Genomic DNA, 25,721 nt, shown 5'->3' with positions numbered 1-25,721 from the left:
AGCGAATGGCATGAGTCCGGAAACCTTTATCGACGTCTTTCGCGAGGCACTCTGGCTGGTGACCGTCATGGTGTGCGCCGTGATCCTGCCGAGCCTGTGCGTCGGCCTGCTGGTGGCCATCTTTCAGGCCGCCACCTCCATCAACGAACAGACCCTGAGCTTCCTGCCCCGTCTCATCGTCACCCTGTTTGCGCTGGGGGCGGGCGCGCACTGGGGCTTGCAGAGTCTGATGGACTTCTTCCTGCTGATGGTGAGCCAGATTCCCGAGGTGGTGGGATGAGCCATGCCCGGCAAGCCTCTGGGACGTCCCCTGACGGCCCGCTGATGGCGGCATCTCACGCCACCCCCGGGGTGGTGAGATGACCTACACGACCGCTCTCATCATGGAGTGGTTGTCTTCCATCCTCTGGCCGTTGGCGCGGGTGAGCGGCCTGTTGATGGTGATGGCGGTGTTTGGCAGTCGCCTGACACCGGCCCGTATCCGTATCGGGTTGGCGCTGGCGCTGACCTTCATGATCGCCCCCCTGTTGCCTCCCATGCCCAAGATAGAGCTGTTCTCCGTCGGCAGTTTTCTGGTGTTGGCCCAGCAGTTGCTCATCGGCATAGCGCTTGGCCTCATGACCCAGTTTCTGATGGAGAGCTTCGTGATGGCCGGTCAGGTCATCGCCATGCAGACCAGTCTGGGCTTTGCCACCCTGGTGGATCCCATGAACGGCCAGTCGGCCCCCGTGGTGGGCCAGTTCTATCTGATGCTGGCGACCCTGGTGTTTCTGGCGGTGGATGGCCACCTCATCATGCTGCGCATGGTGGTGCTGAGCTTTGATACCTTGCCGGTCTCAGATGCCGGGCTCACCCTGCCCGCCATCCGCAGTCTGGTCGGATTCCTGGGGGTCATGTACCAGGCCTCGCTGGTGATGGCGCTGTCGGCCATAGTTGCGCTGCTGCTCATCAACTTTGCGTTCGGGGTCATGACGCGGGCGGCGCCCCAGCTCAACATCTTCAGCATAGGTTTCGCGGTCAGCATGATGTCCGGTCTGCTCATCCTCTGGCTCACCATAGGCGGCTTCCTCGGCCACTTCGACTCCATGTGGGAGCGGGTGCAGGAGACCAGTTGCGAGCTCATCAACGTCCAGTGCTTCGGTGGCCAGAATGGCTGATTGCGTGCAACTGGGTAGCGAACGACTCGATGCCTTCCGGGGGCGAGCACAACTAAGCAAGCTCCCGCGTGTCGGAGGTCGGCAGCATGGCTGATACCGATCAGGAACGTACCGAACAACCCACGGGCAAACGACTGCAACAGGCCCGGGCAAAAGGGCAGATTGCACGTTCCAAGGAGCTGGGTACCGCCAGCGTCCTGCTGGCGGCCGTCTTTGGTCTCTTGATGGTCAAGGAGAGTCTGGCCGGCGCCATGGTCAAGATCCTCACCATGGGTTTCACGCTCGATCGGGACCAGGCCTTCGATCCCAATGCCATGGGGGCCATGGTGCCCGCCCTGTTGAGGGAGCTGCTGCATCCGCTCGGCCTGCTGTTCATGCTGGTGGCTATCGCCGCCTTCGTTGGCAACACCCTGATGGGGGGCATGAACTTCTCCTCCGAGGCCATGCTGCCCAAGTGGAGCAAGCTGAGCCCCTTGAATGGCCTTAAGAGGATGTTCGGGGTGCAATCCCTGGTCGAGCTGATCAAGTCTATCGCCAAGGTGGTGTTCATCACCCTGTTTGCCTGGTGGATGCTGTCGAGCCAGTTCAACCACCTGCTCAACCTCTCCCTGGAGGGCTACCCTGGTGGCATCATAGATGCGCTGGATCTGCTGCTGTGGATGCTGATCATCCTCTGTTGCGCCCTCATCCCCATAGTGGCCATAGACGTGCCGTTCCAGCAGTGGAACCACATGCGTCAGCTCAAGATGACCAAGCAGGAGGTCAAGGACGAGTTCAAGGACAGCGAGGGCAAGCCCGAGGTGAAGGGCCGGATCCGCCGCTTGCAGATGGAGATGGCGATGCGCCGCATGATGGGGGATGTGCCCAAGGCGGACGTGGTCATCACCAACCCGACCCACTACTCGGTGGCGCTCAAATACGATACCGCCAAGCCGGGGGCCGCGCCCAAGGTCGTAGCCAAGGGCACTGATGAGATCGCGATGAAGATCCGGGAGATAGCAAGGGAGTACGAGATCCCCATCATGCCTTCTCCCGGGCTCACCCGCGCCATCTTTCACTCCACCGAGATAGGTCACGAGATACCGGAAGGGCTGTTTGCCGCCGTGGCTCAGGTGCTGGCCTATGTGTATCAGCTCAAGAAGTTCCGCCGTGGCCGTGGCCGGCGCCCCAATCCGCTCGCCAAGGATCTGCCCATTCCGCCTGAATTTCGCAAATGACAAACTTCTGACACAGTCAAAATAAAATCATTTAAAATCAATGCATTGAATTGTTGGCTTGATGTTTGCTTTAATCTTGCACCAGCGGTTTGAGATTGAGAAAAAAGATGAAATTCCAGGCATCATTGGGCCGATTGAAAGAGCACAGGGGATTGCTGACCAAGGGGGTGGGGACACCGCTGCTGGTGCTGGCGTCTCTGGGTATGGTCGTGTTGCCCATACCGCCGCTGATGCTGGATGTACTCTTCTCCTTCAATATCGCGCTCTCCATAGTGGTGCTGCTGGTTGCCGTCTATACCCGACGGCCGCTGGAATTTGCCGCCTTTCCAACCGTCTTGCTGCTCGCCACCTTGCTGCGTCTGGCGCTCAACGTGGCGTCAACCCGGGTGGTCTTGCTGGAAGGCCACAACGGCAGTGCGGCGGCCGGCCATGTGATCGAGGCGTTCGGCAACGTGGTGATCGGCGGCAACTATGCCGTCGGCATCATCGTCTTTACGATCCTGATGATCATCAACTTCGTGGTGATCACCAAGGGTGCCGGGCGGATCGCCGAGGTGAGCGCCCGCTTTACCCTGGATGCCATGCCAGGCAAACAGATGGCCATAGATGCCGATTTGAACGCCGGGCTTATCAACCAGGAAGAGGCGAAGAAGCGCCGCCTGGACGTGACCCAGGAAGCCGACTTCTACGGCTCCATGGACGGTGCCTCCAAATTCGTGAAGGGTGATGCCGTCGCCGGCATCATGATCCTCTTCATCAACATCATAGGTGGCTTCATCATCGGCATGATGCAGCACCAGCTGACCTTCAGTGAGTCAGCCCAGATCTATACCCTGCTGGCCATAGGTGACGGTCTGGTGGCCCAGATCCCCTCCCTGCTGCTCTCCATTGCCGCGGCCATCATAGTGACCCGGCAGAACACGGATCAGGACATGGGCACGGCCGTGCTGGGTCAGTTGTTTGACAACCCCAAGGCGCTGATCATCTCGGCCGGCATACTGCTGATGATGGGGCTGGTACCCGGCATGCCGCACTTTGCCTTCCTGAGCCTGGGGATTCTCTCGGCTGCCGGTGCCTGGTGGCTGCTGCGCCGCGAGAAGCGTGCCGCCGCCAAGGCTGCCAAGGGTGAACTGATGCCCGCCACGACTGATCAACCTCATGAACAGAAAGAGCTGAGCTGGGACGACGTGATGCCGGTGGACATCATAGGGCTGGAGGTGGGTTATCAGCTCATCCCGCTGGTGGATCGCAATCAGGGCGGAGAGCTGCTCAACCGGATCAAGGGGGTACGCAAGAAACTCTCCCAGGAGCTGGGCTTTCTGGTGCCGGCCGTGCACATTCGCGACAACCTGGATCTCGCACCCAACCAATATCGCATCACCTTGATGGGAGTCAGTACCGGCGAGGCCAATGTTTACCATGATAAGGAGATGGCCATCAATCCGGGTCAGGTGTTCGGCCAGATCCAGGGTATCGCCACCCGGGATCCCGCCTTCGGGCTGGAAGCCGTGTGGGTCGCCAAGGAGCAGGTCTCCCAGGCCCAGACCCTCGGCTATACAGTGGTGGATACCGCCACAGTGGTCGCCACTCATCTGAGCCAGATCCTCTCCAACCATGCGGCCCTGCTGCTGGGTCATGACGAGGTGCAGCAGCTGCTCGACATGATAGGGAAGCATCAGAACAAGCTGGTGGAAGGACTGGTTCCTGAGGTCATCAGCATGGGTAACCTGGTGAAGGTATTGCAGAATCTGCTCAATGAAGGCGTGCCAATCCGCGATATGCGCACTATCCTGCAGACCCTGGTGGAATACGCCCCGCGCAGTCCGGATCCGGAAGTGCTGACGGCAGCCTGCCGTATCGCCCTGCGTCGCCTGATAGTGCAGGAGATTGCCGGCCCGGATCCCGAGCTGCCGGTGATCACCCTGGCACCAGAATTGGAACGTATATTGCATCAATCCCTGCAGGCAGGGGGTGGTGATGGCGCCGGCATAGAGCCGGGCCTGGCGGAGCGGATGCAACGCTCGCTGGTGGAAGCCACTCAACGACAAGAACTGGAAGGCCAACCGGCCGTGCTTCTGACATCAGGGATACTGCGCAATACCCTGGCGAAATTTGTCAAGAATGCCATTCCTGGATTGCGCGTTCTGTCTTATCAGGAAGTGCCTGATGACAAGCAAATCCGCATCGTCAGTGCGGTAGGACAGAACTAGTTAGCGGAGATGACGGGTGAAGATTAAGCGGTTTTTTGCCAAGGACATGCGAACGGCTCTGGCCGAGGTCAAGGAGACTCTCGGGCCCGACGCCGTCATCATGTCCAACAAGAAGGTCACAGGTGGGGTGGAGATAGTCGCCGCTGTCGATTATCAATCCCAGGTCCCGGGACCCAAAGATGCGCCGGTTCGCCGTCAGTTGAACGATGAGAGCGTCAATATCTCGTCTGCCGGACGGCAGATGACCCGTCCTGCGCCCACCCAGGCCCAGGAACAGAACGAACACTATGCCGATACCCTGGCTGCTCTGCTGGCGCGCCAGCAGAAGTTGAACCCGGCCAATCCGGCCGGTCTCAAGGGGGCGGCACCCGTTGCCGCCGCCGGTTCAGCTCCCCGCACGCTGGCCGAACAGGGCCAGTGGGGGGCTGCCCCCGAGCCCGCCAAGCCGAAGGCCAGGGCGGCCGCTCCCGGTCGCGCTGCCCAGCCCGCACAGCGGGATCCCGAGATGGAAGGGATGCGCAAGGAGATGGCCAGCATCCGCAAGTTGCTGGAGCACCAGATCTCCGGGTTGATGTGGCAGGAGGTGGAACGTCGCGAGCCGATGCGGGCCCTGCTCATCAAGGAGCTCAAGAAGATAGGCTTTGACGATGCGTTTGCCGATCAGCTGGCTGGCCTCATTCCCGAGGACATGTCCATCCATCAGGCCATGGCCCAGCTGGCCGAGGTGCTGACGGCCCAGCTCAAGATCAGCGAAGACGATATTTTACGTCAGGGTGGGGCGGTCGCCCTGCTCGGACCGACCGGGGTGGGCAAGACCACTACCATCGCCAAGCTGGCGGCGCGGTTTGCCATGAAGTATGGCGCCGAGCAGGTGGCGCTCATCACCACGGACAACTACCGGATCGGCGCCCATGAGCAGTTGCAGACCTATGGTCGCATCATGGGCTGCCCGGTACGGCAGGTAAGGGATGCCGAGGAGCTGGCCACTGCGCTCTATCAGTTCCGACATCGTCGGCTGGTACTGATCGATACCGCCGGGGTGGGGCAGCGGGATATCCGTCTGACCGAGCAGCTCGATACCCTGGTCAAGAATGCCAAGGTACGCATCCGCAGCTACCTGGTGATGTCCGCCACTTCCCAGCGTCGGGTGATGCAGGAGGCGGTGGACCATTTCCGGCGTATTCCATTAAGCGGCTGCATACTTACCAAATTGGATGAGAGTCTGAATCTGGGCGAAGTGATTAACGTGTGTATCCAGAATGCACTGCCCATCAGCTATATCACTGATGGACAAAGGGTTCCGGAAGATATTCAAGTTGCCAATGCGGCGCAGCTCGTCGGAGCTGCCATGGGCTCGCTGGAGCGGGAAACAGAAGAACCCTATTTCTGGGGTGCAGGCTTTGGCGAGGCCGAAGATTCGGAGTTTTATGAGTAACATGTATATGGATCAGGCGAGTGGTCTGCGCAAAATGCGTCAAAACAATCGAGTAAAAGTGATCGCCGTTTCCGGTGGCAAGGGTGGTGTGGGCAAGACCAACGTGACCCTGAACGTGGCTGGCGCCATGGCCGCACAAGGCAAACGGGTGATGGTGCTGGACGCCGACCTTGGCCTTGCTAACGTTGACGTCATGCTGGGGCTGCGGGTACACCGCAACCTCTCCCATGTCCTGGCTGGCGAGTGCACCATAGACGACATCATAGTCGAGGGCCCCTACGGCATGATGATAGTGCCGGCCACATCGGGTACCCAGTCCATGGTCGAGCTCTCTCCGGTGCAGCATGCCGAACTGATCCGCGCCTTCAGCGAGATGAAGACCCAGGTCGACATACTGCTGGTGGATACGGCGGCGGGGATCTCCGACATGGTGCTGAGCTTCACCCGCGCCGCCCAGGACATCATGATAGTGGTGTGCGATGAGCCGACCTCCATCACGGATGCCTACGCGCTGATCAAGATCCTCTCCAAGGATCACGGCGTGTTTCGCTTCAAGGTGGTGGCCAACATGGTGCGCAGCCTGCGCGAAGGGCAGGAGCTCTACGCCAAGTTGACCCGGGTCACGGACCGCTTTCTGGATACCTCGCTGGAGCTGGTGGCGTGCGTACCTTACGACACCAACCTGCGCGCCGCCGTGCGCAAGCAGAAGCTGATTGTCGAAGCCTTCCCCAAGTCGCCTGCGGCGCTGGCGTTTCGCGCCCTCGCCAACAAGGCGGCAAGCTGGCCCATTCCTAACCAACCCGGCGGTCATCTCGAATTTTTCCTGGAAAATTTGCTGCAAAGGCCGGTCATAGCACAGGAAGGTTCCCGTGAATAAAGCCCAAGCGTACTTGCGTCATCAGGATTCCTATGTGCTGGTCGAGCGTCATGCTCCGCTGGTGAAACGGATCGCCCAGCATTTATTGGCTCGCCTGCCAAGCAGTGTCTTGCTGGATGACCTGATCCAGGCAGGTATGATTGGGCTGCTCGAAGCTTCCCGCAACTTTGACGGCAGCAAGGGCGCCAGCTTTGAAACCTATGCCGGGATCCGCATCCGCGGCTCCATGCTTGACGAGATACGGCGGGGGGACTGGGTGCCACGCTCGGTGCACCGCAACAGCCGCTCCATCGCCGAAGCCATCGAAAATGTTGAACAAGCACACGGTCGTGATGCCCGTGATACCGAGGTGGCCGCCCAGATGGGGGTCAGCCTCGGCGAGTATCACGCCATGCTGCAGGATGTCTCCTGCGGCAAGATCATCGGTATCGAGGATCTGGGGGTCAGCGAGGATGTGATAGGCCACCCCGACGATGCCGCAGGCAACAGCGGGTTTGACGAGCTGGCAGCCGAGCGCTTTCAAGGCGCCCTGGCCGAACACATAGGCCGTCTGCCGGAACGGGAAGCGCTGGTCCTCTCCCTTTACTACGATGAAGAACTGAACTTGCGTGAAATAGGCGAGGTATTGAATGTCAGCGAGTCTCGCGTGAGCCAGATACACAGTCAGGCCATGCACAGATTACGCGCTCGTTTAAGAGATTGGCATGTATAAGTGTTTGTACTGGCTACACTGAAACAAAACTCTAAGGCATAATCCGCAAAACAAAACCTGCGATCTGCATCATGTAAGTGAGCCGCTATGGCGGCTATTTAGGAGGGAATTTTGGACAAGAACATGAAAATCCTCATTGTTGACGATTTTTCAACGATGCGCCGGATTATCAAGAACTTGCTGCGTGACCTGGGATTTAACAATACCCACGAAGCAGATGATGGCAACACGGCCTTGCCAATGTTGAAAAATGGTGATTTTCAGTTTGTCGTCACCGACTGGAACATGCCCGGTATGCAAGGCATTGACTTGCTCAAGGCTATTCGTGTCGATGACAAGCTCAAGCATCTGCCGGTACTGATGGTAACGGCCGAAGCCAAGCGCGAACAGATCATTGAAGCCGCCCAGGCGGGCGTCAATGGCTATATCGTCAAGCCTTTCACCGCTGCAACGCTCAAAGAGAAACTCGACAAAATCTTTGAACGAATCGGCTAAGGAGCAGCAGGGATGAAGGCCAAAACGAGTGCAATGATTTCGCTCGATCAGGCAAGGATGCTTGTTGCCCATCTTGAGCAAGGCGAATTTGAACAGGCCGATACTATCATCGCAGATGCATGTGCTCCCAATGCGGCTGCTCTGTTTGACAAAGTGGGTCAGCTGACCCGACAACTGCACAGCTCCTTACAAGATTTCCGGCTGGATTCCCGGATCCCCGACCTGGCAACCCATGAAATTCCCGATGCCCGGGAACGTCTCAGCTACGTCATCGACATGACAGACAAGGCAGCCAACCGCACCATGGATGCGGTGGAAGCCAGTTTGCCGATTGCCGACCGGCTCAATGACAACATCCAGCTGGTTATGCCCAACTGGAATGCCCTGATGAACAGAGAGATGAATGTCGGGCAATTTAAGTCTTTGTGTCACCAACTGGATGATTTTATTAAGGCTTCTGAATCTGATGCCGATAAATTACGGCAACTGCTGACAGAGATCCTGATGGCGCAAGATTTTCAGGATTTGACCGGCCAGATGATCCGCAAGGTCATCAAGTTGGTTCAGGAAGTTGAAACTAAATTAATAGAAATGCTGACTATGTTTGGTGAGGCATCTGTTGAGCATTCATCTCGCAGCCTTCCTGTAAGCGGGATTGAAGCTGAAGGCCCCATCATGAACCCTGAGACTCGTTCCGATGTGGTCAATGGTCAGGATGATGTGGACGATCTGCTGTCTAGCCTGGGATTTTAATGGAGTGACGCATGGCCTTCGAAGTTGATGAAGACATACTGCAAGACTTTTTGGTCGAAGCATCCGAAATATTGGAACAGTTGTCCGAACAACTGGTCGACTTGGAAAAGCGACCCGATGACAAGAATCTGTTGAATGCCATATTTCGCGGCTTCCATACCGTCAAAGGCGGCGCCGGTTTTCTCTCTCTGGGTGAGTTGGTAGACGTTTGCCACGGTGCCGAAAACGTGTTCGATATCTTGCGCAATGGCAAGCGAACCGTCACGGCTGAATTGATGGATGTCATTTTGCAGGCGCTGGATGCCATCAATGTGATGTTTGCCCAGGTGCAAAATCGCGAACCGCCTAGCCCTGCCTCCGCTGAAATTCTGCATGACCTGCATGAGCTCTGCAAACCAGAAGGCGAGGAGCAGTTGTTGACCGCCTCGGCGGGCAATAGTGCGCCCGCTGAGACTGCGGCATCTGCTGACGAGGTGATCGCGGCTCCTGAGCCTGAAGCGGTTGCCGCACCCGTCGCCGTCAATGGTGGCGGCTCCATCGATGAGATCTCGGCCGATGAGTTCGAACGCTTGCTCGATGAACTGCATGGCGTCGGCGGAGCCCCGACTCCGGTTGCGAGCCCAGTGCTGACCGGTACGGGGGATATCACAGACGACGAGTTTGAAGCCTTGCTCGACCAGTTGCATGGTCAGGGTCAGCATAGCGGCGCGCCTGAGACCAATCCGTTGAAGTCGGTGCAAAAAGAGGTCGACGAACTGATCGATGATGATGAGTTCGAACGTCTGCTCGATGAGTTGCATGGTCGTGGTCAAGGGCCAAAAACCAGCATCACGCCCCCTGTTGCACCAACAGTTGCCGCACCGGTGCCAGCAGCCCCTGTGGCGCCTGCTCCCGTTGCCAAGCCAACGCCTGCTCCTGCACCCAAACCGGCAGCCGCGCCTGTTGCTGCCGCCAAACCGGCACCAGCCCCCGTCAAGCAAGCCGCTGCACCAGCAGAGAATGCGGTGCAAAGCGATACCACTGTGCGGGTGGATACCAAGACGCTGGACGTCATCATGAACATGGTGGGGGAATTGGTGCTGGTACGGAATCGTCTGGTGAGCCTCGGGATCGCCAGCAACGATGAAGACATGTCAAAAGCGGTTGCCAATCTGGATGTGGTGACCGCAGATCTGCAAGGCGCCGTGATGAAGACGCGCATGCAGCCCATCAAGAAAGTATTCGGCCGCTTCCCCCGGGTCGTGCGCGATCTGGCCCGCACCCTCAAGAAAGATATTGAGCTGGTGATGGTCGGGGAAGAGACAGATCTGGACAAGAACCTGGTCGAGGCCCTGGCCGATCCGCTGGTTCACCTGGTGCGCAACTCCTGTGACCACGGGGTCGAGATGCCGGATGTGCGGGAAAAAGCGGGCAAGCCACGGCAGGGCACCATTACCCTGAGCGCCTCCCAGCAGGGTGACCACATTCTGCTTTGTATCGAAGACGATGGCGCCGGCATGGATCCGGAGAAGCTCAAGTCCATCGCCATCAATCGTGGCGTACTGGATGCAGACACGGCGGCGCGCATGAGCGACAGCGATGCCTATAACCTGATTTTTGCTCCCGGTTTCTCGACCAAGTCCGAGATTTCCGATATCTCCGGTCGCGGTGTCGGCATGGATGTGGTTAAGACCAGCATAGTGAGCCTCAATGGCTCTGTGCATATCGACTCTACCTGGGGTAAGGGCACTCGCCTCGAGATCAAGGTGCCCTTGACCCTGGCCATCTTGCCAACGCTGATGGTGGAAGTGGGCGAGCAGACATTTGCCTTGCCGCTGGGGTGTGTGAACGAGATTTTCCATCTGGACCTCAAGAAGGCCAACATGGTGGACGGTCAGCTCACCATCATAGTGCGCGACAAGGCCATCCCGCTCTTCTATCTGCACAAGTGGCTGGTAAAAGGGACAAACAAAAAGTCACGGCAGGATACGGGCCATGTGGTCATAGTGCAGATTGGCACTCAGCAGATAGGCTTTGTCGTGGATAATCTGATTGGCCAGGAAGAGGTGGTGATCAAGCCGCTGGACAACCTGCTGCAAGGAACCCCAGGCATGGCCGGGGCCACCATCACCAGCGATGGTGGTATTGCACTCATTCTGGATGTGCCGAGTCTGCTCAAAGCATATGCGCGTAGACATTGATAGCTCAGGCCCAAGGAGTTAGAAAAATAACAATGGCAGTCAAGGTATTAGTTGTCGACGACTCGAGCTTCTTCCGCCGCCGGGTCAGTGAGATCATCAATCAGGATCCTATGCTGACGGTGATCGATACGGCCCAGAATGGACGGGAAGCGGTAGACAAAGCGCTGGCTCTGCGGCCGGATGTGATCACCATGGACATAGAGATGCCCGTGATGGATGGCATCAGCGCCGTGCGCGAGATCATGGCCAAGTGTCCCACTCCGATCCTGATGTTCTCCTCCCTGACCCATGAAGGGGCCAAGGCCACCCTCGATGCCTTGGATGCGGGCGCTCTCGACTTCCTGCCCAAGAAGTTCGAAGACATAGCCCGTGACAAGGACGAAGCCGTTCGCTTGTTGCAACAGCGGGTCAAGGAGATATCGCGCAAGCGCTTCCTGATGGCCGCGCCCGCCAGGCCAAAAGCCCCTGAACCGGCCGCTCGCAGCCCACTGGGCGGCTCGTTGTCACGCCCAGGCGATCGTCAGGTCGAGCCACAACGGGTCGTACCGGTTGCCGCGTTTAAACGCAGCGGGAAAACCTACCAGCTGGTGGCTATCGGTACCTCTACCGGCGGCCCTGTGGCCCTGCAAAATGTGCTGACCAAACTGCCGGGCGATTTCCCTCATCCCATTCTGCTGATCCAGCACATGCCGGCAACCTTTACCGCCGCGTTTGCCGCTCGCCTCAACGGTTTGTGCCAGATCGGAGTCAAGGAAGCTGAGGACGGTGATGTGCTCAAACCCGGTCACGCCTATCTGGCGCCGGGTGGCAAACAGATGTTGCTGGAAGGGCGCGGAGTGGGTGCTCGCATCCGGATCGTCGATGGCAATGACAAGGTCAATTACAAGCCGTGCGTGGACATCACCTTCGCATCGGCAGCCAAAACCTATGCCGACAAGGTGCTTGCCATCGTATTGACCGGCATGGGGGCGGATGGTCGGGATGGTGCACGCCTGCTCAAGGAGCAGGGCTCCACCATCTGGGCCCAGGATGAAGCCTCTTGCGTCGTATACGGTATGCCGCAAGCTGTCGCCAAGGCGGGCATCGCCACTGAGTCACTGCCGCTGGACCGGGTAGCACAACGTATTCTGGTTGAGCTGGGTCGCTAAAGATGGGCATGTTTGGCCTGATCCTGGCTCTGGGAGCCATTGCCATTGCCCAGCTATGGCATGGCGGCACCCTGCTCACCCTGCTCGACGGGCCGGCATTTGTCATCGTCGTTGGTGGCACTTGGGGGCCGTCATTTTGCAGACGCCGCGCAAATATCTGCTCGAGGCGATCAGGCAGCTGCGCTGGATGTTGCTCCCCCCTGGTTGGGATCTGGTCAATCAGGCCGAACGCTTGCAGGCATGGGCGGTGTTTGCCCGCCAGCAGGGTCTGCTGGCGCTGGAAAATCAGGCCGATCAGGAGAGTGACGAGTTCACCCGTCAGGGGCTCACCATGATAGTGGACGGGGTGTCGATAGATGATATTCGCATGTTGTTGGAAGCGGACATCGACATCGAGCAGGAGCGTAACGAGCACTCGGCCCGGGTCTTCGAGGCCATGGGAGGATACAGTCCGACCATCGGCATCATAGGTGCCGTGATGGGTCTGATCCAGGCCATGTTCCATCTGGAGGATCCGGCAGCCCTCGGCGCCGGCATTGCCGTTGCGTTTGTTGCCACCATTTACGGGGTCGGCTTTGCCAACCTCTTTTATCTGCCGATTGCCAACCGTCTGCGCGCCTTTCATTACCATTACGCCCTGTTCCAGGAAATGACGCTGGAAGGTTTGATGGCGATTGCCCACGGTGAGAATGGCCCTCAGGTTGAGCGGCGGTTGAAGGCTTATCTGAAAGGAGAGTAGCCATGCGCAAGCGCTATCGTTTGCATCTGCAAGGTCGAGAACATCTCGATCGCTGGCTGGTTTCCTATGCCGACTACATGACGCTGATTTTTGCGCTGTTTGTGGTGCTCTATTCGGTGGCGTTGGTCAACAAAGACAAATATCGCGCCGTCATCGACGGCATGACCCAGGCATTCAACGTCATGCAGCCACGCAGTGATGGCCTGCTGGAAGGGCAGGGGAAGTCGCTGTTGAACAACGAGGTATCGGCTGCCCCCTCAGTGCTGGAGAGTGCTTTGCCGCCTTCTCCCTCCCTCGCTCCCATCTCCGGTGTGCCCATCAAACAAGATGGCATGACGCTTGCGAAGATAGATACGCAGCTGAAAGAGAACATGGGCACCCTGGTCGAGGCCGGTGTGGTCAAGCTCACGCTGGATGATAACTGGTTGACGGTGGAGTTGAGCTCGGGTCTCTTGTTTGGCAGCGGCAGTGCCTTTATGAGCACCAATGCCGACCCTGTGCTCAATACGCTTTCAGGTATTCTGAAACCGGTCGATAACTATGTGAGAGTGCGGGGCTACACAGATAACCAGCAGATAAATAATGAAATTTTTCGCTCCAACTGGACGCTGTCAGCAGCAAGGGCCGAGGCTGTGCTCACCGCTCTCATCGCCAAGGGCATAGCACCACAGCGGCTTGCCTACGAGGCATACGGGGAGTTTTCTCCCTTTGCCGGGAATGACAGCGAACAGGGACGCTTACAGAATCGCAAGGTGGTGGTCGCTATTTCCAAGTTCGCCTGGGCGCCACCCGCTCCCGTCAAGCCTGTGATGGTGGAGCCGGTTCCTGCAGTGCAACAGGCGGTAGAGGCAGGCGAGGTCAAGGTGATCACTCTGCCAGGTGGTGGCATACGCATAACAACAAGGCAGGATTGATACAGTGATTGTTTGGACGGTTGCCAACCAAAAAGGTGGGGTCGGTAAAACCACCACAGTGGTCTCGTTAGCCGGTATCCTGGCTCAGCGTGGCCAGCGGGTGCTATTGATTGACACCGATCCCCATGCTTCCCTGACCTCTTATCTCGATTTTGACTCGGATCGACTGGACGGCACTCTCTATGAGTTGTTTCAGGCCGTCAAACCGACGGCCGAGCTGGTCAATAAACTGACGCTGCGAACCAAGTTTGAGAACATCCACCTGCTGCCGGCCTCCATTACCCTGGCCACTCTGGATCGGGTGATGGGCAACCGCGAAGGCATGGGGTTGGTGATCAAGCGTGCCCTGCTGCGCATTCAGGATCAGTATGACTACGTGCTCATCGACTGTCCGCCAGTGCTGGGGGTCATGATGGTCAACGCCCTGGCGGCCTGCGATCGGATCCTGGTGCCGGTTCAGACCGAGTTCCTGGCCCTCAAGGGGTTGGAGCGGATGATGAAGACCTTCGAGATCATGCAGCGATCCAAGCGGGAGAAGTTCCGTTTCACAGTGATCCCCACCATGTTTGACAAGCGTACCCGTGCCTCTCTGATGACACTGAAGTCCATCAAGGATCAACATGGCGATGCGGTATGGAACGCCGTCATCCCCATAGACACCAAGTTTCGGGATGCCAGCTTGCTCCACATTCCCCCTTCCATTTATTCGCCGAGCAGTCGCGGCACTTATGCCTATGAGACCTTGCTCAACTATCTTGATGCCCAGGAGCGTCAACGTGCTCATGAGGTGGCATCATGAGCGACACGACCCAAGTCAGGGCCATGGATGATTACTTCCACTCCCTGTTGCTGGATGAGGCGCTGTTGCCTGATCTGCCAGAGGAACCGGAACCTGCGCCCGTTGTCCGGCTGCTACGTCAGCCTCAGGTGCAGCCCGAGGTGGTGGTGCAACCCTATCTGGAGGCAGATGAGCGGCTCGAACAACTGAGCGAGCTGCTCGCCCAGGTGGGTCAGGTGCAGTTTGAGATGGACGCCCTGAGCCACGAAGAGGTGATCAGCGAGCCGCTGCAGATCGAGGCCGAAGATGCCCTGCTGCCGGTTGAACCCGTATGGCCGGAGGAGATGCCTGCTCCTGCGGTGGCAGAGCCATCGGCGCTGGTGATGACAGAGACGGCGGTGGAACTGGCCCCTCAGGCAGAAGTCGCACCATCGACCTGGGAGAATATCGATACCGGCAAGGAGTTTCAGGCGCTCTTCTTCGAAGTCGCCGGCGTCACCTTCGCGGTGCCCCTGACCGAACTTGGCGGTATCCATCAACTGGGAGAGGTCTCGTCACTGTTCGGTCAGCCGGATTGGTACCGTGGCATCATGACCTCCCGCGAGCAGAAGATGAACGTGGTGGACACGGCGCAGTGGGTGATGCCGGGCCAGCATCTGGACATAGCGGACTACAAGTATCTGATCATGCTGGGCGAATCTCCCTGGGGACTCGCCTGCCATCATCTGAAGGGCACAGAGTTATTGCATCGTGATCAGGTCAAATGGCGTCACCAGGAGGGCAAGCGCCCCTGGCTGGCAGGCATGGTCAAGGAGAAGATGTGTGCCCTGCTGCACGTCAGGGAATTGCTCCTGTTGCTGGAGCGTGGGGTCAACATAGAAGGTCGCTGATAACTTCTGCACTTGTGCTGTTTTATTGCTAGTTTTACCAGTAGACGTTTTCATAAAAGGAATAAAAACATGACAGAAAAGCGCAATATTGCACAGAATCTGGCCGAAGATGAAGTGCTGCAATGGGTCACCTTCCAGCTGGAAAATGAAACCTATGGCATCAACGTGATGCAGGTGCAGGAGGTGTTGCGCTACACCGAAATCGCCCCTGTGCCAGGTGCGCCCGAATATGTGCTTGGCATCATCAACCTGCGTGGCAACGTGGTGACTGTCATCGATACCCGCTCCCGTTTCGGCCTGCCTTCCGGCGATGTGAGCGAGAACTCGCGCATCGTCATCATCGAGGCGGAGAAGCAGGTGATCGGCATCATGGTCGACAGCGTGGCCGAGGTTGTCTATCTGCGCTCCTCCGAGATCGATGCCGCCCCTGCGGTGGGCACAGAAGAGAGCGCCAAATTCATTCAGGGCGTCAGCAACCGCGATGGTCAGCTGCTGATCTTGGTCGATCTGAACAAGCTGCTCTCCGATGAAGAGTGGGAAGATATTGGTTCCCTCTGATAGGAAAATGATGTGTTGATGATTGAGATAGCCGCCTTGGGGGCGTCCTTGCTGGCGTTGGTGCTGGCCCTGTACGGGGTGATCAGCAGCCGACGTGGCCAGCGAGAGTCCGAGGCCAGGGTGGAGACACTGCAAGGCCAGCTTGAGAGTCTGCGCAAGCAGATGATGGAGCTGCACACGGGGGCCATCGGCATGGGTCAGCGTTTGCAGTCCGTTGAAGGGGCCATGCAGCAGGTCAATGATCGCCAGCAGGAGCTGACCCTGCAGGATCCGGAACGCCGCCTTTACAGCCGTGCCGCCAAGATGGTGGAGCTCGGCGCCGACCTCGACGAGGTCATGAATGAATGTGAATTGCCGAAGGCCGAGGCAGAACTGTTGATTTCATTGCGAAAAGGCCGCTCATAGATCCTCAGGAAGGCGCCCGCCTTCCTGATTTTTTTCACCCGTCCGGCGTGCCAAAAAGGCGGGATCTCCCCCACAAATCCTGCTGATAGTTGGCATCTTTGAAAAGACGCTCCCCAATACTGTGTTAATATGCAGGCCGCTTCTTTTCACTGATTACATCCTCATGCTGCTTCAAATTAACAATCTGAGCTGCGTGCGTGAAGATCGCACTCTGTTTGAACATCTCTCCTTTGCGGTGGCTCCCGGCGATCTGGTGCAAATTGAAGGTCCCAACGGAGTGGGGAAGACCAGCCTGCTCCGGTTGCTGACCGGTCTGTCGCAGCCATTTGCCGGTGAGGTGTGCTGGAATGGCGAGAATATCCGCAGCTGTCGTGATGAATATCATGCCAATTTGCTCTATCTGGGCCATCAGCCTGGTGTCAAGGCGGCGCTGACGCCGCTCGAAAATCTCACCTTCTATCAAAAGTTGCATCATCCGGCTCAAGCGACGGTGGATTTGTGGCAGGTGCTCGCCCAGGTCGGCCTGGCCGGGTTTGAGGACTATCCCACCGGACAGCTCTCCGCCGGCCAGCAGCGCAGGGTCGCGCTGGCCCGCCTGTGGCTCAGTGAGAAGCCGGCACTCTGGATCCTGGATGAGCCGTTCACCGCCATCGACAAGCAGGGCGTCAAGGTGCTGGAGCGGCTGTTCCTGGCCCATGCCGAGCGGGGTGGCATGGTGATCCTCACCACCCATCAGGACATGACTCTGATGGAAGGGCAGTTGAAGACCCTCTCCCTCACGCCCTTGCTGCAGGAGTAATTTGATGTTGCGCGCCGTAATCCACCTTATTCATCGCGAGTTGCTGATGGCCCTGCGCCAGCGCTCCGACATACTTAACCCGCTCTGGTTCTTCCTCATCGTCATCACCTTGTTTCCCCTTGGCATAGGCCCCGAGCCCAAGCTGCTGGCCCGTATCGCCCCCGGCATCATCTGGGTGGCGGCCCTGCTGGCGGCCATGCTCTCGCTGGAGCGGCTGTTTCGCGATGACTTCAGCGACGGTGCGCTGGAACAGATGATGCTGATGCCTCATCCGCTCGGGCTGCTGGCGCTGGCCAAAGTGATCGCTCACTGGCTGTTGACCGGCCTGCCGCTGCTGCTCATCTCCCCGCTGCTCGCCATCCTGTTGTCGCTGGACATGAACACCTATCTGGCGGTGGTCGCCACCCTGGCGCTGGGGACGCCCGTGCTGAGCCTGCTCGGGGCGGTCGGCGTCGCCCTGACGGTCGGGTTGCGCAAGGGGGGCGTACTGCTCAGCCTGCTGATCCTGCCGCTCTATATTCCGGTACTGATTTTTGCCACGTCCGCCATCGATGCGGCGGGCATGGGGCTGCCCTATTCGGGCCAGCTCGCGATTTTGGGGGCCATGCTGGCCGGTGCGCTGACCCTGACCCCCTTGGCGGTCTCGGCGGCGCTGCGGGTCAGCGTGAACTGATGAAAGCTGTGGTAAGGCGGCTCGGGATGGGCTGTTATAAAAAATATACTTGAGATAGATCAAGAGGATGGCTGCTTATTGCTTTCGGGGGATGTGATGTTTTCCGGCAGTGGGTATGGTAGGCCTCGCCACTATATTAATAACAGAAAGGTTTTGTGAGCTATGTGGAAATGGTTGCACCCTTACGCTAAACCCGAGCGCGCCTATCAGCTGGCAGGGACCTTGCTGCCCTGGTTTGCCGTGACAAGCCTGCTGGCGTTCATCATAGGCACCCTCTGGGGCCTGGCTTTTGCACCCGCTGATTATCAGCAGGGTGACTCCTTCCGGATCATCTACATCCATGTGCCGGCCGCCATCCTCTCCATGGGGGCTTATTCCACCATGGCGGTGGCCGCCTTCATCGGGCTGGTGTGGCAACTGCGGATGGCCGACATGACGGTGGCCGCTGTTGCGCCGGTCGGTGCCGTGTTCACCTTCATCGCGCTGTTTACCGGCGCCGCCTGGGGCAAACCCATGTGGGGCACCTGGTGGGTATGGGATGCCCGTCTCACCTCCGAGCTTATTCTGCTGTTCCTCTATCTGGGGGTGATCGCGCTCTACAACGCCTTCAGCGACAAGGTGCTGGCCGGTCGTGCCGCCGGCATTCTGGCGCTGGTGGGGGTGATCAACCTGCCCATCATTCACTACTCGGTGGAGTGGTGGAACACCCTGCATCAGGGCGCCAGCATCACCAAGTTTGACAAGCCCTCCATCTCCCCCGAGATGCTGTGGCCGCTGCTCATCATGATACTGGCGTTTGCCACCTTCCTCGGGGCCCTCTCCCTGATGCGTTTTCGCAACGAGCTCTTGATGCGGGAGTGGCATCGCCCCTGGGTCAAAGAGATTGCAGAGCAGGAGAAGTAAGCATGCACTTTGCCTCTTTCAGTGACTTCATGGCGATGGGCGGCTACGCCTTCTATGTCTGGCTCTCCTTCGGTCTGACCCTGATCTGCCTGGTCGGCATTGTCATTTCCACCCGGTTGAAGACCCGCAGCCTGCTCGGCGAATTGCGCAGCAAGCAGGCCCGCGAGACCCGCCGCAAGGCGGCCCAGCAGATGGAGAACACCCTATGAACCCGAGACGCAAGAAACGCCTCACCATCATATTGGCGATAAGTCTTGGCCTCGCCGCCGTGATAGGCCTGGTGCTCTATGCCCTCAGCCAGAATATCGATCTCTTCTACACCCCGAGCGAGCTGGTGGAGGGCAAGGGACCGGACAAGATCAAGCCGGAAGAGGGGCAGCGCCTGCGCATCGGTGGCCTGGTGGTACCGGGTTCTGTGCAGAGGGATCAGCAGAGCCTCAAGGTGGTCTTCAAGCTGGTGGACAACGGCGGCCATCTGGTGACCGTCGAGTTTGACGGCATACTGCCCGACCTGTTTCGCGAAGGGCAGGGCATAGTGGCCCAGGGTACCCTCAAGAACGCCACTACGGTGCAGGCGTTCGAGGTGCTGGCCAAGCACGATGAGAACTACATGCCGCCGGAAGTGGCCGATGCCACCAATGGCATGCATTTCAAGCCGGAATATACCGAGGCGCAGTTGAAGGGAGCCAAGCAATGATCCCGACAGCATTCGCACCGCTTTCACCATTTCAAGCCGGTTTACAGGTTCGTGCTGCGGCTCATTTGAAAGGAGTTCAGCCATGATCCCGGAATTAGGACAGTTTTCACTGATCCTGGCCTTTGCCACCGCCCTGCTGCTGGGCGTCTATCCCTTGCTCGGTGCCCAGTGGGGGCGGCTCGGCATGATGTCGGCGGCCCGTCCGCTGGCCTATGCCCAGTTCCTGCTGCTGCTGCTGTCCTTCCTGTGCCTGACCTGGGCCTTCATCGACAATGACTTTACCGTGCAGTATGTGGCCACCAACTCCAATACCCTGTTGCCGCTGGCGTATCGGATCTCCGCCGTCTGGGGCGCCCATGAGGGCTCACTGCTGCTCTGGGTACTGACCCTGGGTGGCTGGACCGCGGCTGTGGCGCTGTTCAGCCGCAGCCTGCCGCTCGATGCGGTGGCGCGGGTACTCGGTGTGCTGGGGCTGATCTCGGTCGGCTTCACCGCCTTCGTGCTGTTCACCTCGGATCCTTTCACTCGCACTCTGCCTTACTTCCCGGTGGATGGACGCGACCTCAACCCGCTGTTGCAGGATCCCGGTCTCATTTTCCACCCGCCCATGCTCTACATGGGCTATGTGGGCTTCTCGGTCGCCTTCGCCTTCGCCATCGCCTCCCTGATGACGGGGCGCCTCGATGCGACCTGGGCGCGCTGGTCCCGCCCCTGGACCATGGCGGCCTGGGTCTTCCTGACACTTGGTATCGTGCTGGGCTCCTGGTGGGCTTATTACGAGCTTGGCTGGGGTGGCTGGTGGTTCTGGGATCCGGTGGAAAACGCCTCCTTCATGCCCTGGCTGGCGGGCACTGCCCTGCTGCACTCGCTGGCGGTGAGCGAGAAGCGGGCCACCTTCAAGGCCTGGACAGTGTTGCTGGCGCTCTCCGCCTTCTCCCTGAGCCTGCTCGGCACCTTCCTGGTGCGCTCCGGCGTGCTGGTCTCGGTGCATGCGTTCGCCTCCGACCCGACCCGCGGCCTGTTCATTCTGGGCTTCCTGCTGGCGGTGATCGGCAGCTCGCTCTTGCTGTTCGCCTTCAAGGGCTCCCAGGTGAAGAGCCACGGCAAGCACGAGCTGTGGAGCCGCGAGACCCTGTTGCTGTGCAACAACATCATGCTGGTGGCGGGTCTGCTGACCGTGTTGCTCGGCACCCTGTTGCCCCTGGTACACAAGGAGCTGGGGCTTGGCAGCATCTCCATCGGCACCCCCTTCTTCAACCACATCTACAGCTGGCTGATCATTCCGTTTGCCCTGCTGCTGGGGATGGGCCCGCTGTTCCGCTGGCGCCGTCAGGATCTGGGTGAGCTCAAAGGCAAGGTGATACTGGCGCTGGTATTGAGCCTGGCCGCCGCCTTCCTGCTGCCGCTGCTGCTGGCCGAGGAGTTCAAACCCTGGGCCGCGCTCGGCATTGGTCTTGGCACTTGGATCATAGTTACCAGCATCCAGGAGACCTGGGTGCGCGCCACCCACAAACACAGTTTTGCCGTCGGCGTGCGCCGGCTTGGCAACAGCCACTGGGCCATGATCCTGGGCCACGTGGGGCTCGCGGTCAGCATCATAGGCATCGCCTGTACCCAGAACTACAGCATCGAAAAGGATCTGCGCATGCAGGCCGGCGATCGGGTGCACTTTGCCGATTACGAATTCGTCTTCACCGGTATCAAGGAGAAGAACGGCCCCAACTACGACGGCTTCAAGGGCGTGCTGGAAGTGCACAAGGATGGCAAGCAGATAGCCCTGCTCAAGCCCGAGAAGCGGATGTACAAGGTGAGCCGGATGCCGATGACGGAAGCTGCCATAGACGCAGGTTTTACCCGGGATCTCTATGCGGCGCTCGGCGAGCAGCTCGACAACGGCGCCTGGGCGGTGCGGATCTACTACAAACCCTTCGTGCGCTGGATCTGGTTCGGCGGCGTCTTCATGGCCATCGGCGGCGTGCTGGCGATGCTGGACAAGCGCTACCGCTTCGGCCGTCGTGACGAGGAGGCCAAGGCATGAGCAAGAAGACCTGGTTGTTTCTGATCCCCTTCATCATCTTTCTGCTGGGGGCCGTCTTCCTGTTTCGCGGGCTCTACTCAGACCCCACCAAGCTCGAGTCCGTGATGGTGGGCAAGGAGGTGCCGGTGTTCACCCTGCAGGACATCTATGACCTGAACAAGCAGCATGACAAGAGCATCCTCAAGGGACGCCCCATGCTGCTCAACGTCTGGGCCACCTGGTGCCCGACCTGCTATGGGGAGCATACCTACCTCAAGCAGCTGGCGGGGCAGGGGATTTACATAGTCGGCATGAACTACAAGGACGAGCGCGCCAAGGCCATCAACTGGCTGGCGGAGCTCGGCAATCCCTACCAGATCAACCTGTATGATCCGGATGGCATGCTGGGGCTGGATCTGGGGGTCTACGGCGCGCCCGAGACCTTCTTCATCGACAGCCAGGGCATCATCCGCTATCGCCACGTGGGGGACGTCAACCCCGAAGTCTGGGCATCGACCCTCAAACCCATCTTTGATGCCATGAAGTGAGGGAGAGCCTGATGAGAGTATTGATTGCATCCCTGCTGTTGCTGGCAGGATTGGGTGGCGCCGGTCAGGCGCTGGCCGCCATCGATGTCTACACCTTCGACAACGATGCCCAGGAGCAGACCTTTCGCGAGCTGACCAAGGAGCTGCGTTGCCCCAAGTGCCAGAACCAGGACATAGCCGATTCCAACGCCGGGCTGGCCAAGGATCTGCGCGACAAGACCTATCAGATGGTGCGCGAGGGCAAGGAGAAGCAGGAAGTGGTGGACTACATGGTCGCCCGCTACGGCAACTTCATTCTGTATAACCCGCCGCTGATGGCGTCGACCCTGATCCTCTGGCTGGGCCCGCTGCTGGTGATCGTCATAGGTGTCGTCACTGTGGTGGTGCGCAGCCGCCGCCGTCCCGCGGCGGCCAGGCCGACGGATAGCGCCCTGAGCGCGGAGGAGCAGCGTCGTCTGACTGCCCTGCTCAAAGAGGAAGAGAAACAATGACCGCATTTTGGATAGTGATCGCGGCCCTGCTGGTGCTGGTGAGTCTGGCGCTGGTACTGCCGCTGTGGCGCGGCGAGGGCAAGCAGAGCATCAGCCGTTCGGCCCTCAACAAGCAGCTCTATCGCCAGCGTCTGCTGGAGATAGGCGAAGAGCGTGAACAGGGCATATTGGCGGAGGAGCCGGACTCCCTGGTCGAGCTGCAACGCAGCCTGCTGGACGACATTCCCGACGTGGAGCAGACCGCCCGGGGTGGCAAGAGTCTGATCTGGATCCCGGGCGTGCTGGTGCTGGTGGTGGTGAGTCTGGGACTCTATTACCAGCTCGGCTCCTGGCGGGAAGTTCAGCGTTGGCAGGATGCCAACAGCCGGCTCGGTGAGCTGAGCAACCGCATCCTGGTGGAGCGGGATGCCCAGGTGACCGAGCAGGATCTGATGGACTTCATGCTGGGTTTGCGCACCCGTCTGAAAGACGAACCGAACGATTATCGCGGCTGGCTGCTGCTGGGTCGCCTGTCGCTGGATGGCAATGATCCCGAGATGGCCCGTGAGGCGCTGGAGCGGGCCTATGCGCTGGCACCACAGAAGGCCATGGTGGCCGTGCCCTATGCCCAGGCGCTGATGATGACAGGGGATGACACCCAGGCCGATGAGCTGCTGCGTAGCGCCATCGCGCTGGATCCGGCCAACATAGAGGCGCGTTCCGTCTATGCCTTCATGGCGCTGCAAAAAGAGGACTTCAAGACGGCGCTGCTGCGCTGGCGCGAGATGTTGCCGCTGATGGAGAAGGGCTCGACCCGCTACGCCATGGTGGAGCGCTCCATCGACTATGCCGAGCAGCAGCTGAAGCAGCGTGGCATGGCGGCGCCAGGCGTGCCGGCGACCCAAAGTGAACAGGCACAGAGCCAGGCGCCTGCCCAGGTGCTGGAGGTGAAGGCCGGTGAGTTCCCGCTGCACGTCACCCTGGCTCCCGGCATCCAGTTGCCGGAGGATGCCCATCTGTTCGTGTTTGCGGTGATCCCCAACGGTCCGCCCATGCCCATCGCGGTCAAGCGCATCCCGGGTCCCCAGTTCCCGCTGACCCTGTCACTGGGGGATGGCGATGCCATGATGGAGGGCAGCAAGCTCGCCGCCTACCCGCAGTTGCAGTTCAAGGCGCGGCTCTCCCGCGGTGGCAACGTCATGAACAAGGAAGGGGCGTTTGAAGGGGTATCGGCTCCGATCCCGACGGACGCCATTCCGTCAGCACCGATTGACATTCGCATCGATCACGCCCTCTAATACTCCTTTGGCCCGGCCCCTCGATGGGGCCGGGCTGCCTATAATTCAGATTAATCACAATAAAAAGCTAGGACTTCCATATGCATGTGCGTTTAGGGGCATTGATGGTGGCCTTGTTGCTGGGTGGCTGTGCAGGTGGCCCGCCCAAGCCGGGTCCCGAAAGCCTTGACCTCAAGGAGACCCCGAGTCGACCAGAGGCGACCAGCACGGCCAGCGATGGCCGTGACCCGTTCCAGGGGGCCAACCGGGCCATGTGGGCGGTCAACTACGATGTGCTTGAGCCCTATGTGGCCCGCCCCGTGGTGCATGGCTATGCCCGCTACATCCCGCAAGGGATGAAGGACGGCATCGAGAACCTGGTCGAGAACTTCAACGAGCCGAGCAGCATGGTCAACCACCTGATCACGGGGGATCTGAAGGGGGCGGGGACCAACCTGGGTCGCTTTACCCTCAACACGACCCTGGGTCTGCTGGGGATCTTCGATGTGGCCAGGCACACAGGGCTCGAGCGCAACAAGCTGGAACTCAATACTGTGCTGGGGCGCGCCGATATCGGTGATGGCGCCTATCTGATGGTGCCCGTCTACGGCCCGACCACGACCCGCAAGCTGGTGGGGGACACCATAGACACCATTTACTTCCCCTATGCCCTGCTGACCTTGCCGCTGCGCATCACGCACTGGGCGCTGGATGGCCTGGGTACGCGCTCCAAGCTGATCGATCAGGAGCGGATAATCGACAACGCGCTCGATCCTTATGCCCTGACCAAGGACTTCTATCTGCAATACAACCAGAACAAGGTGACGGGTCGCCAGACCGAGCTCAAGCAGGAGCAGAAGGAGAAGGTGGACGACACCAATCTGGATGAATACCTGGATGAAATCGATCAGTGATGCCACTGGTTGTGCAACAAAGGCGCCTGTGGGCGCCTTTTTCATCTCGGTGCCGCGGATGCCGCCCATAAAAAAACGCCCCGCAGTGCGGGGCGTTTTGGCAAGAAGCGGCTATCAGGCAGCCAGGTTCTTGGCCACGAATTCCCAGTTGACCAGAGTCCAGAAGGTTTCCATGTACTTGGGACGCAGGTTGCGGAAATCGATGTAGTAGGCGTGCTCCCACAGGTCGACGGTCAGCAGCGGGGTAGTCCCGGCTTCGGTCAGCGGGCAACCGGCGTTGGAGGTGTTGACGATGGCCAGGGAGCCGTCGGCTTTCTTCACCAACCAAGTCCAGCTGGAACCGAAGTTGCCGATGGCAGACTTGGTGAACGCATCCTTGAACTCGGCAAAGGAGCCGAACGCCTTGTTGATGGCATCAGCCAGGGCGCCGGTCGGCTCGTTGCCGCCGTTCGGGGAGAGGCAGTGCCAGTAGAAGGTGTGGTTCCAGATCTGGGCGGCGTTGTTGAAGATGCCGCCAGTGGAGGTCTTGATGATCTCTTCCAGGGACTTGCCTTCAAACTCGGTACCCGGCACCAGGTTGTTCAGGTTGACCACATAGGTGTTGTGGTGCTTGCCGTGGTGGTATTCCAGAGTTTCCTGGGAGATGTGCGGTTCCAGAGCATTGATTGCATAGGGCAGAGCGGGAAGTTCGAATGCCATTTTCTACTCTCCATTGGCTGGCCGTGCGAAGGCGACGGTTGCAAGACATTGCGTACTCTTTTCTATTTTGAAAAGAATTGTTCTTGAAATGATGGGGCCAGTTGGCCCAAAGCCCATCGATTGTACCAGCATCAAAGATGGGCTAACAACTCTTGATTCTCGCCATGACTTGGATCAAGCTGCGGCGTATTGATTCATCACTTCTTGCATCCGGGACGGTTTGTCAGTTTGTGGTCTGCCCGGATTGCAGTAGAAT

Annotated in this window: 27 protein-coding genes and 1 pseudogene; 27 read left to right on the top strand and 1 reads right to left on the bottom strand. The window is 59.1% G+C overall.

The window, feature by feature from the left end; all coding sequences use genetic code 11:
• Positions 1–10: 10 nt before the first annotated feature.
• The 27 genes and pseudogenes from fliQ (at position 11) to CK910_RS21060 (ending at position 24,766) form a co-directional block, all read left to right on the top strand.
• Complete coding sequence (gene fliQ, locus CK910_RS21190) at positions 11–280, top strand: flagellar biosynthesis protein FliQ (RefSeq protein ID WP_098984607.1); 270 nt, start codon at positions 11–13, stop codon at positions 278–280.
• Between the two features lie 79 nt (positions 281–359).
• Positions 360–1,157: a flagellar biosynthetic protein FliR gene (gene fliR / locus CK910_RS21185; RefSeq protein ID WP_098984606.1), complete on the top strand. Its 798-nt coding sequence runs from the start codon at positions 360–362 to the stop codon at positions 1,155–1,157.
• A gap of 86 nt (positions 1,158–1,243) precedes the next feature.
• Entirely contained in the window at positions 1,244–2,374 is a 1,131-nt protein-coding gene (gene flhB, locus CK910_RS21180) for a flagellar biosynthesis protein FlhB (RefSeq protein WP_098985195.1), read from the top strand.
• 107 nt (positions 2,375–2,481) lie between these two features.
• Complete coding sequence (flhA, locus tag CK910_RS21175) at positions 2,482–4,584, top strand: flagellar biosynthesis protein FlhA (protein ID WP_098984605.1); 2,103 nt, start codon at positions 2,482–2,484, stop codon at positions 4,582–4,584.
• A 16-nt stretch (positions 4,585–4,600) separates the two neighbouring features.
• On the top strand, positions 4,601–6,019 hold the full coding sequence (gene flhF, locus CK910_RS21170) for a flagellar biosynthesis protein FlhF (RefSeq protein ID WP_043134696.1): 1,419 nt from the start codon (positions 4,601–4,603) through the stop codon (positions 6,017–6,019).
• Position 6,020: 1 nt separating this feature from the next.
• A complete protein-coding gene (locus tag CK910_RS21165; protein ID WP_042872011.1) occupies positions 6,021–6,896 on the top strand; it encodes a MinD/ParA family protein in 876 nt (291 codons plus the stop codon).
• Entirely contained in the window at positions 6,889–7,608 is a 720-nt protein-coding gene (locus CK910_RS21160; RefSeq protein WP_043134697.1) for an RNA polymerase sigma factor FliA, read from the top strand. The genes CK910_RS21165 and CK910_RS21160 overlap by 8 nt, the downstream gene beginning before the upstream one ends.
• 123 nt (positions 7,609–7,731) lie before the next feature.
• Positions 7,732–8,103 (top strand): chemotaxis response regulator CheY, encoded by a 372-nt coding sequence (cheY, locus tag CK910_RS21155; protein WP_005298814.1) that lies wholly within the window; start codon positions 7,732–7,734, stop codon positions 8,101–8,103.
• Positions 8,104–8,115: 12 nt separating this feature from the next.
• Positions 8,116–8,856: a protein phosphatase CheZ gene (locus CK910_RS21150; protein WP_098984604.1), complete on the top strand. Its 741-nt coding sequence runs from the start codon at positions 8,116–8,118 to the stop codon at positions 8,854–8,856.
• Positions 8,857–8,867: 11 nt separating this feature from the next.
• Positions 8,868–11,036: a chemotaxis protein CheA gene (locus CK910_RS21145; protein WP_098984603.1), complete on the top strand. Its 2,169-nt coding sequence runs from the start codon at positions 8,868–8,870 to the stop codon at positions 11,034–11,036.
• 32 nt (positions 11,037–11,068) lie between these two features.
• Complete coding sequence (locus CK910_RS21140; RefSeq protein WP_043555984.1) at positions 11,069–12,184, top strand: protein-glutamate methylesterase/protein-glutamine glutaminase; 1,116 nt, start codon at positions 11,069–11,071, stop codon at positions 12,182–12,184.
• A 2-nt stretch (positions 12,185–12,186) separates the two neighbouring features.
• Positions 12,187–12,923 (top strand): annotated as a pseudogene (locus CK910_RS21135) (flagellar motor protein).
• A gap of 2 nt (positions 12,924–12,925) precedes the next feature.
• Positions 12,926–13,837 (top strand): flagellar motor protein MotB, encoded by a 912-nt coding sequence (locus CK910_RS21130; RefSeq protein ID WP_098984602.1) that lies wholly within the window; start codon positions 12,926–12,928, stop codon positions 13,835–13,837.
• A 4-nt stretch (positions 13,838–13,841) separates the two neighbouring features.
• Positions 13,842–14,636, top strand: coding sequence for a ParA family protein (locus CK910_RS21125; RefSeq protein WP_043555988.1), 795 nt, complete (start codon positions 13,842–13,844; stop codon positions 14,634–14,636).
• Positions 14,633–15,505 (top strand): chemotaxis protein CheW, encoded by an 873-nt coding sequence (locus CK910_RS21120; RefSeq protein ID WP_098984601.1) that lies wholly within the window; start codon positions 14,633–14,635, stop codon positions 15,503–15,505. Before CK910_RS21125 ends, CK910_RS21120 begins: the two co-directional genes overlap by 4 nt.
• Before the next feature lie 69 nt (positions 15,506–15,574).
• The gene (locus CK910_RS21115) at positions 15,575–16,063 is read left to right on the top strand and encodes a chemotaxis protein CheW (protein ID WP_005298836.1); all 489 of its coding nucleotides are present in this window, start codon (positions 15,575–15,577) and stop codon (positions 16,061–16,063) included.
• An 18-nt stretch (positions 16,064–16,081) separates the two neighbouring features.
• Complete coding sequence (locus CK910_RS21110; protein ID WP_098984600.1) at positions 16,082–16,468, top strand: DUF2802 domain-containing protein; 387 nt, start codon at positions 16,082–16,084, stop codon at positions 16,466–16,468.
• A 163-nt stretch (positions 16,469–16,631) separates the two neighbouring features.
• Entirely contained in the window at positions 16,632–17,267 is a 636-nt protein-coding gene (gene ccmA, locus CK910_RS21105) for a cytochrome c biogenesis heme-transporting ATPase CcmA (protein ID WP_098984599.1), read from the top strand.
• Positions 17,268–17,271: 4 nt separating this feature from the next.
• On the top strand, positions 17,272–17,940 hold the full coding sequence (gene ccmB / locus CK910_RS21100) for a heme exporter protein CcmB (RefSeq protein ID WP_042034081.1): 669 nt from the start codon (positions 17,272–17,274) through the stop codon (positions 17,938–17,940).
• A 162-nt stretch (positions 17,941–18,102) separates the two neighbouring features.
• On the top strand, positions 18,103–18,843 hold the full coding sequence (locus tag CK910_RS21095) for a heme ABC transporter permease (protein WP_043134710.1): 741 nt from the start codon (positions 18,103–18,105) through the stop codon (positions 18,841–18,843).
• 2 nt (positions 18,844–18,845) lie between these two features.
• Entirely contained in the window at positions 18,846–19,052 is a 207-nt protein-coding gene (gene ccmD, locus CK910_RS21090) for a heme exporter protein CcmD (RefSeq protein WP_042872035.1), read from the top strand.
• A complete protein-coding gene (gene ccmE, locus CK910_RS21085) occupies positions 19,049–19,540 on the top strand; it encodes a cytochrome c maturation protein CcmE (RefSeq protein WP_098984598.1) in 492 nt (163 codons plus the stop codon). Before ccmD ends, ccmE begins: the two co-directional genes overlap by 4 nt.
• Before the next feature lie 82 nt (positions 19,541–19,622).
• The gene (locus CK910_RS21080) at positions 19,623–21,578 is read left to right on the top strand and encodes a heme lyase CcmF/NrfE family subunit (protein ID WP_098984597.1); all 1,956 of its coding nucleotides are present in this window, start codon (positions 19,623–19,625) and stop codon (positions 21,576–21,578) included.
• Positions 21,575–22,105, top strand: coding sequence for a DsbE family thiol:disulfide interchange protein (locus CK910_RS21075; RefSeq protein ID WP_098984596.1), 531 nt, complete (start codon positions 21,575–21,577; stop codon positions 22,103–22,105). Before CK910_RS21080 ends, CK910_RS21075 begins: the two co-directional genes overlap by 4 nt.
• Positions 22,106–22,116: 11 nt before the next feature.
• Positions 22,117–22,596, top strand: a complete 480-nt coding sequence (locus CK910_RS21070) for a cytochrome c-type biogenesis protein (RefSeq protein WP_043555993.1) — start codon at positions 22,117–22,119, stop codon at positions 22,594–22,596.
• Positions 22,593–23,873: a c-type cytochrome biogenesis protein CcmI gene (gene ccmI / locus CK910_RS21065; RefSeq protein WP_098984595.1), complete on the top strand. Its 1,281-nt coding sequence runs from the start codon at positions 22,593–22,595 to the stop codon at positions 23,871–23,873. The genes CK910_RS21070 and ccmI overlap by 4 nt, the downstream gene beginning before the upstream one ends.
• 80 nt (positions 23,874–23,953) lie before the next feature.
• Entirely contained in the window at positions 23,954–24,766 is an 813-nt protein-coding gene (locus tag CK910_RS21060; RefSeq protein WP_172955385.1) for an MlaA family lipoprotein, read from the top strand.
• Between the two features lie 114 nt (positions 24,767–24,880).
• On the opposite strand, the gene sodB is transcribed toward CK910_RS21060, so the two are convergent.
• Positions 24,881–25,465 (bottom strand): superoxide dismutase [Fe], encoded by a 585-nt coding sequence (sodB, locus tag CK910_RS21055; RefSeq protein WP_005319233.1) that lies wholly within the window; start codon positions 25,463–25,465, stop codon positions 24,881–24,883.
• Between the last annotated feature and the right edge of the window lie 256 nt (positions 25,466–25,721).

Origin of the sequence: Aeromonas sp. CA23, assembly GCF_002587065.1 — a bacterium.
Lineage (GTDB): Bacteria > Pseudomonadota > Gammaproteobacteria > Enterobacterales > Aeromonadaceae > Aeromonas > Aeromonas bestiarum.
This window is presented reverse-complemented; position numbering and strand designations above follow the sequence as displayed.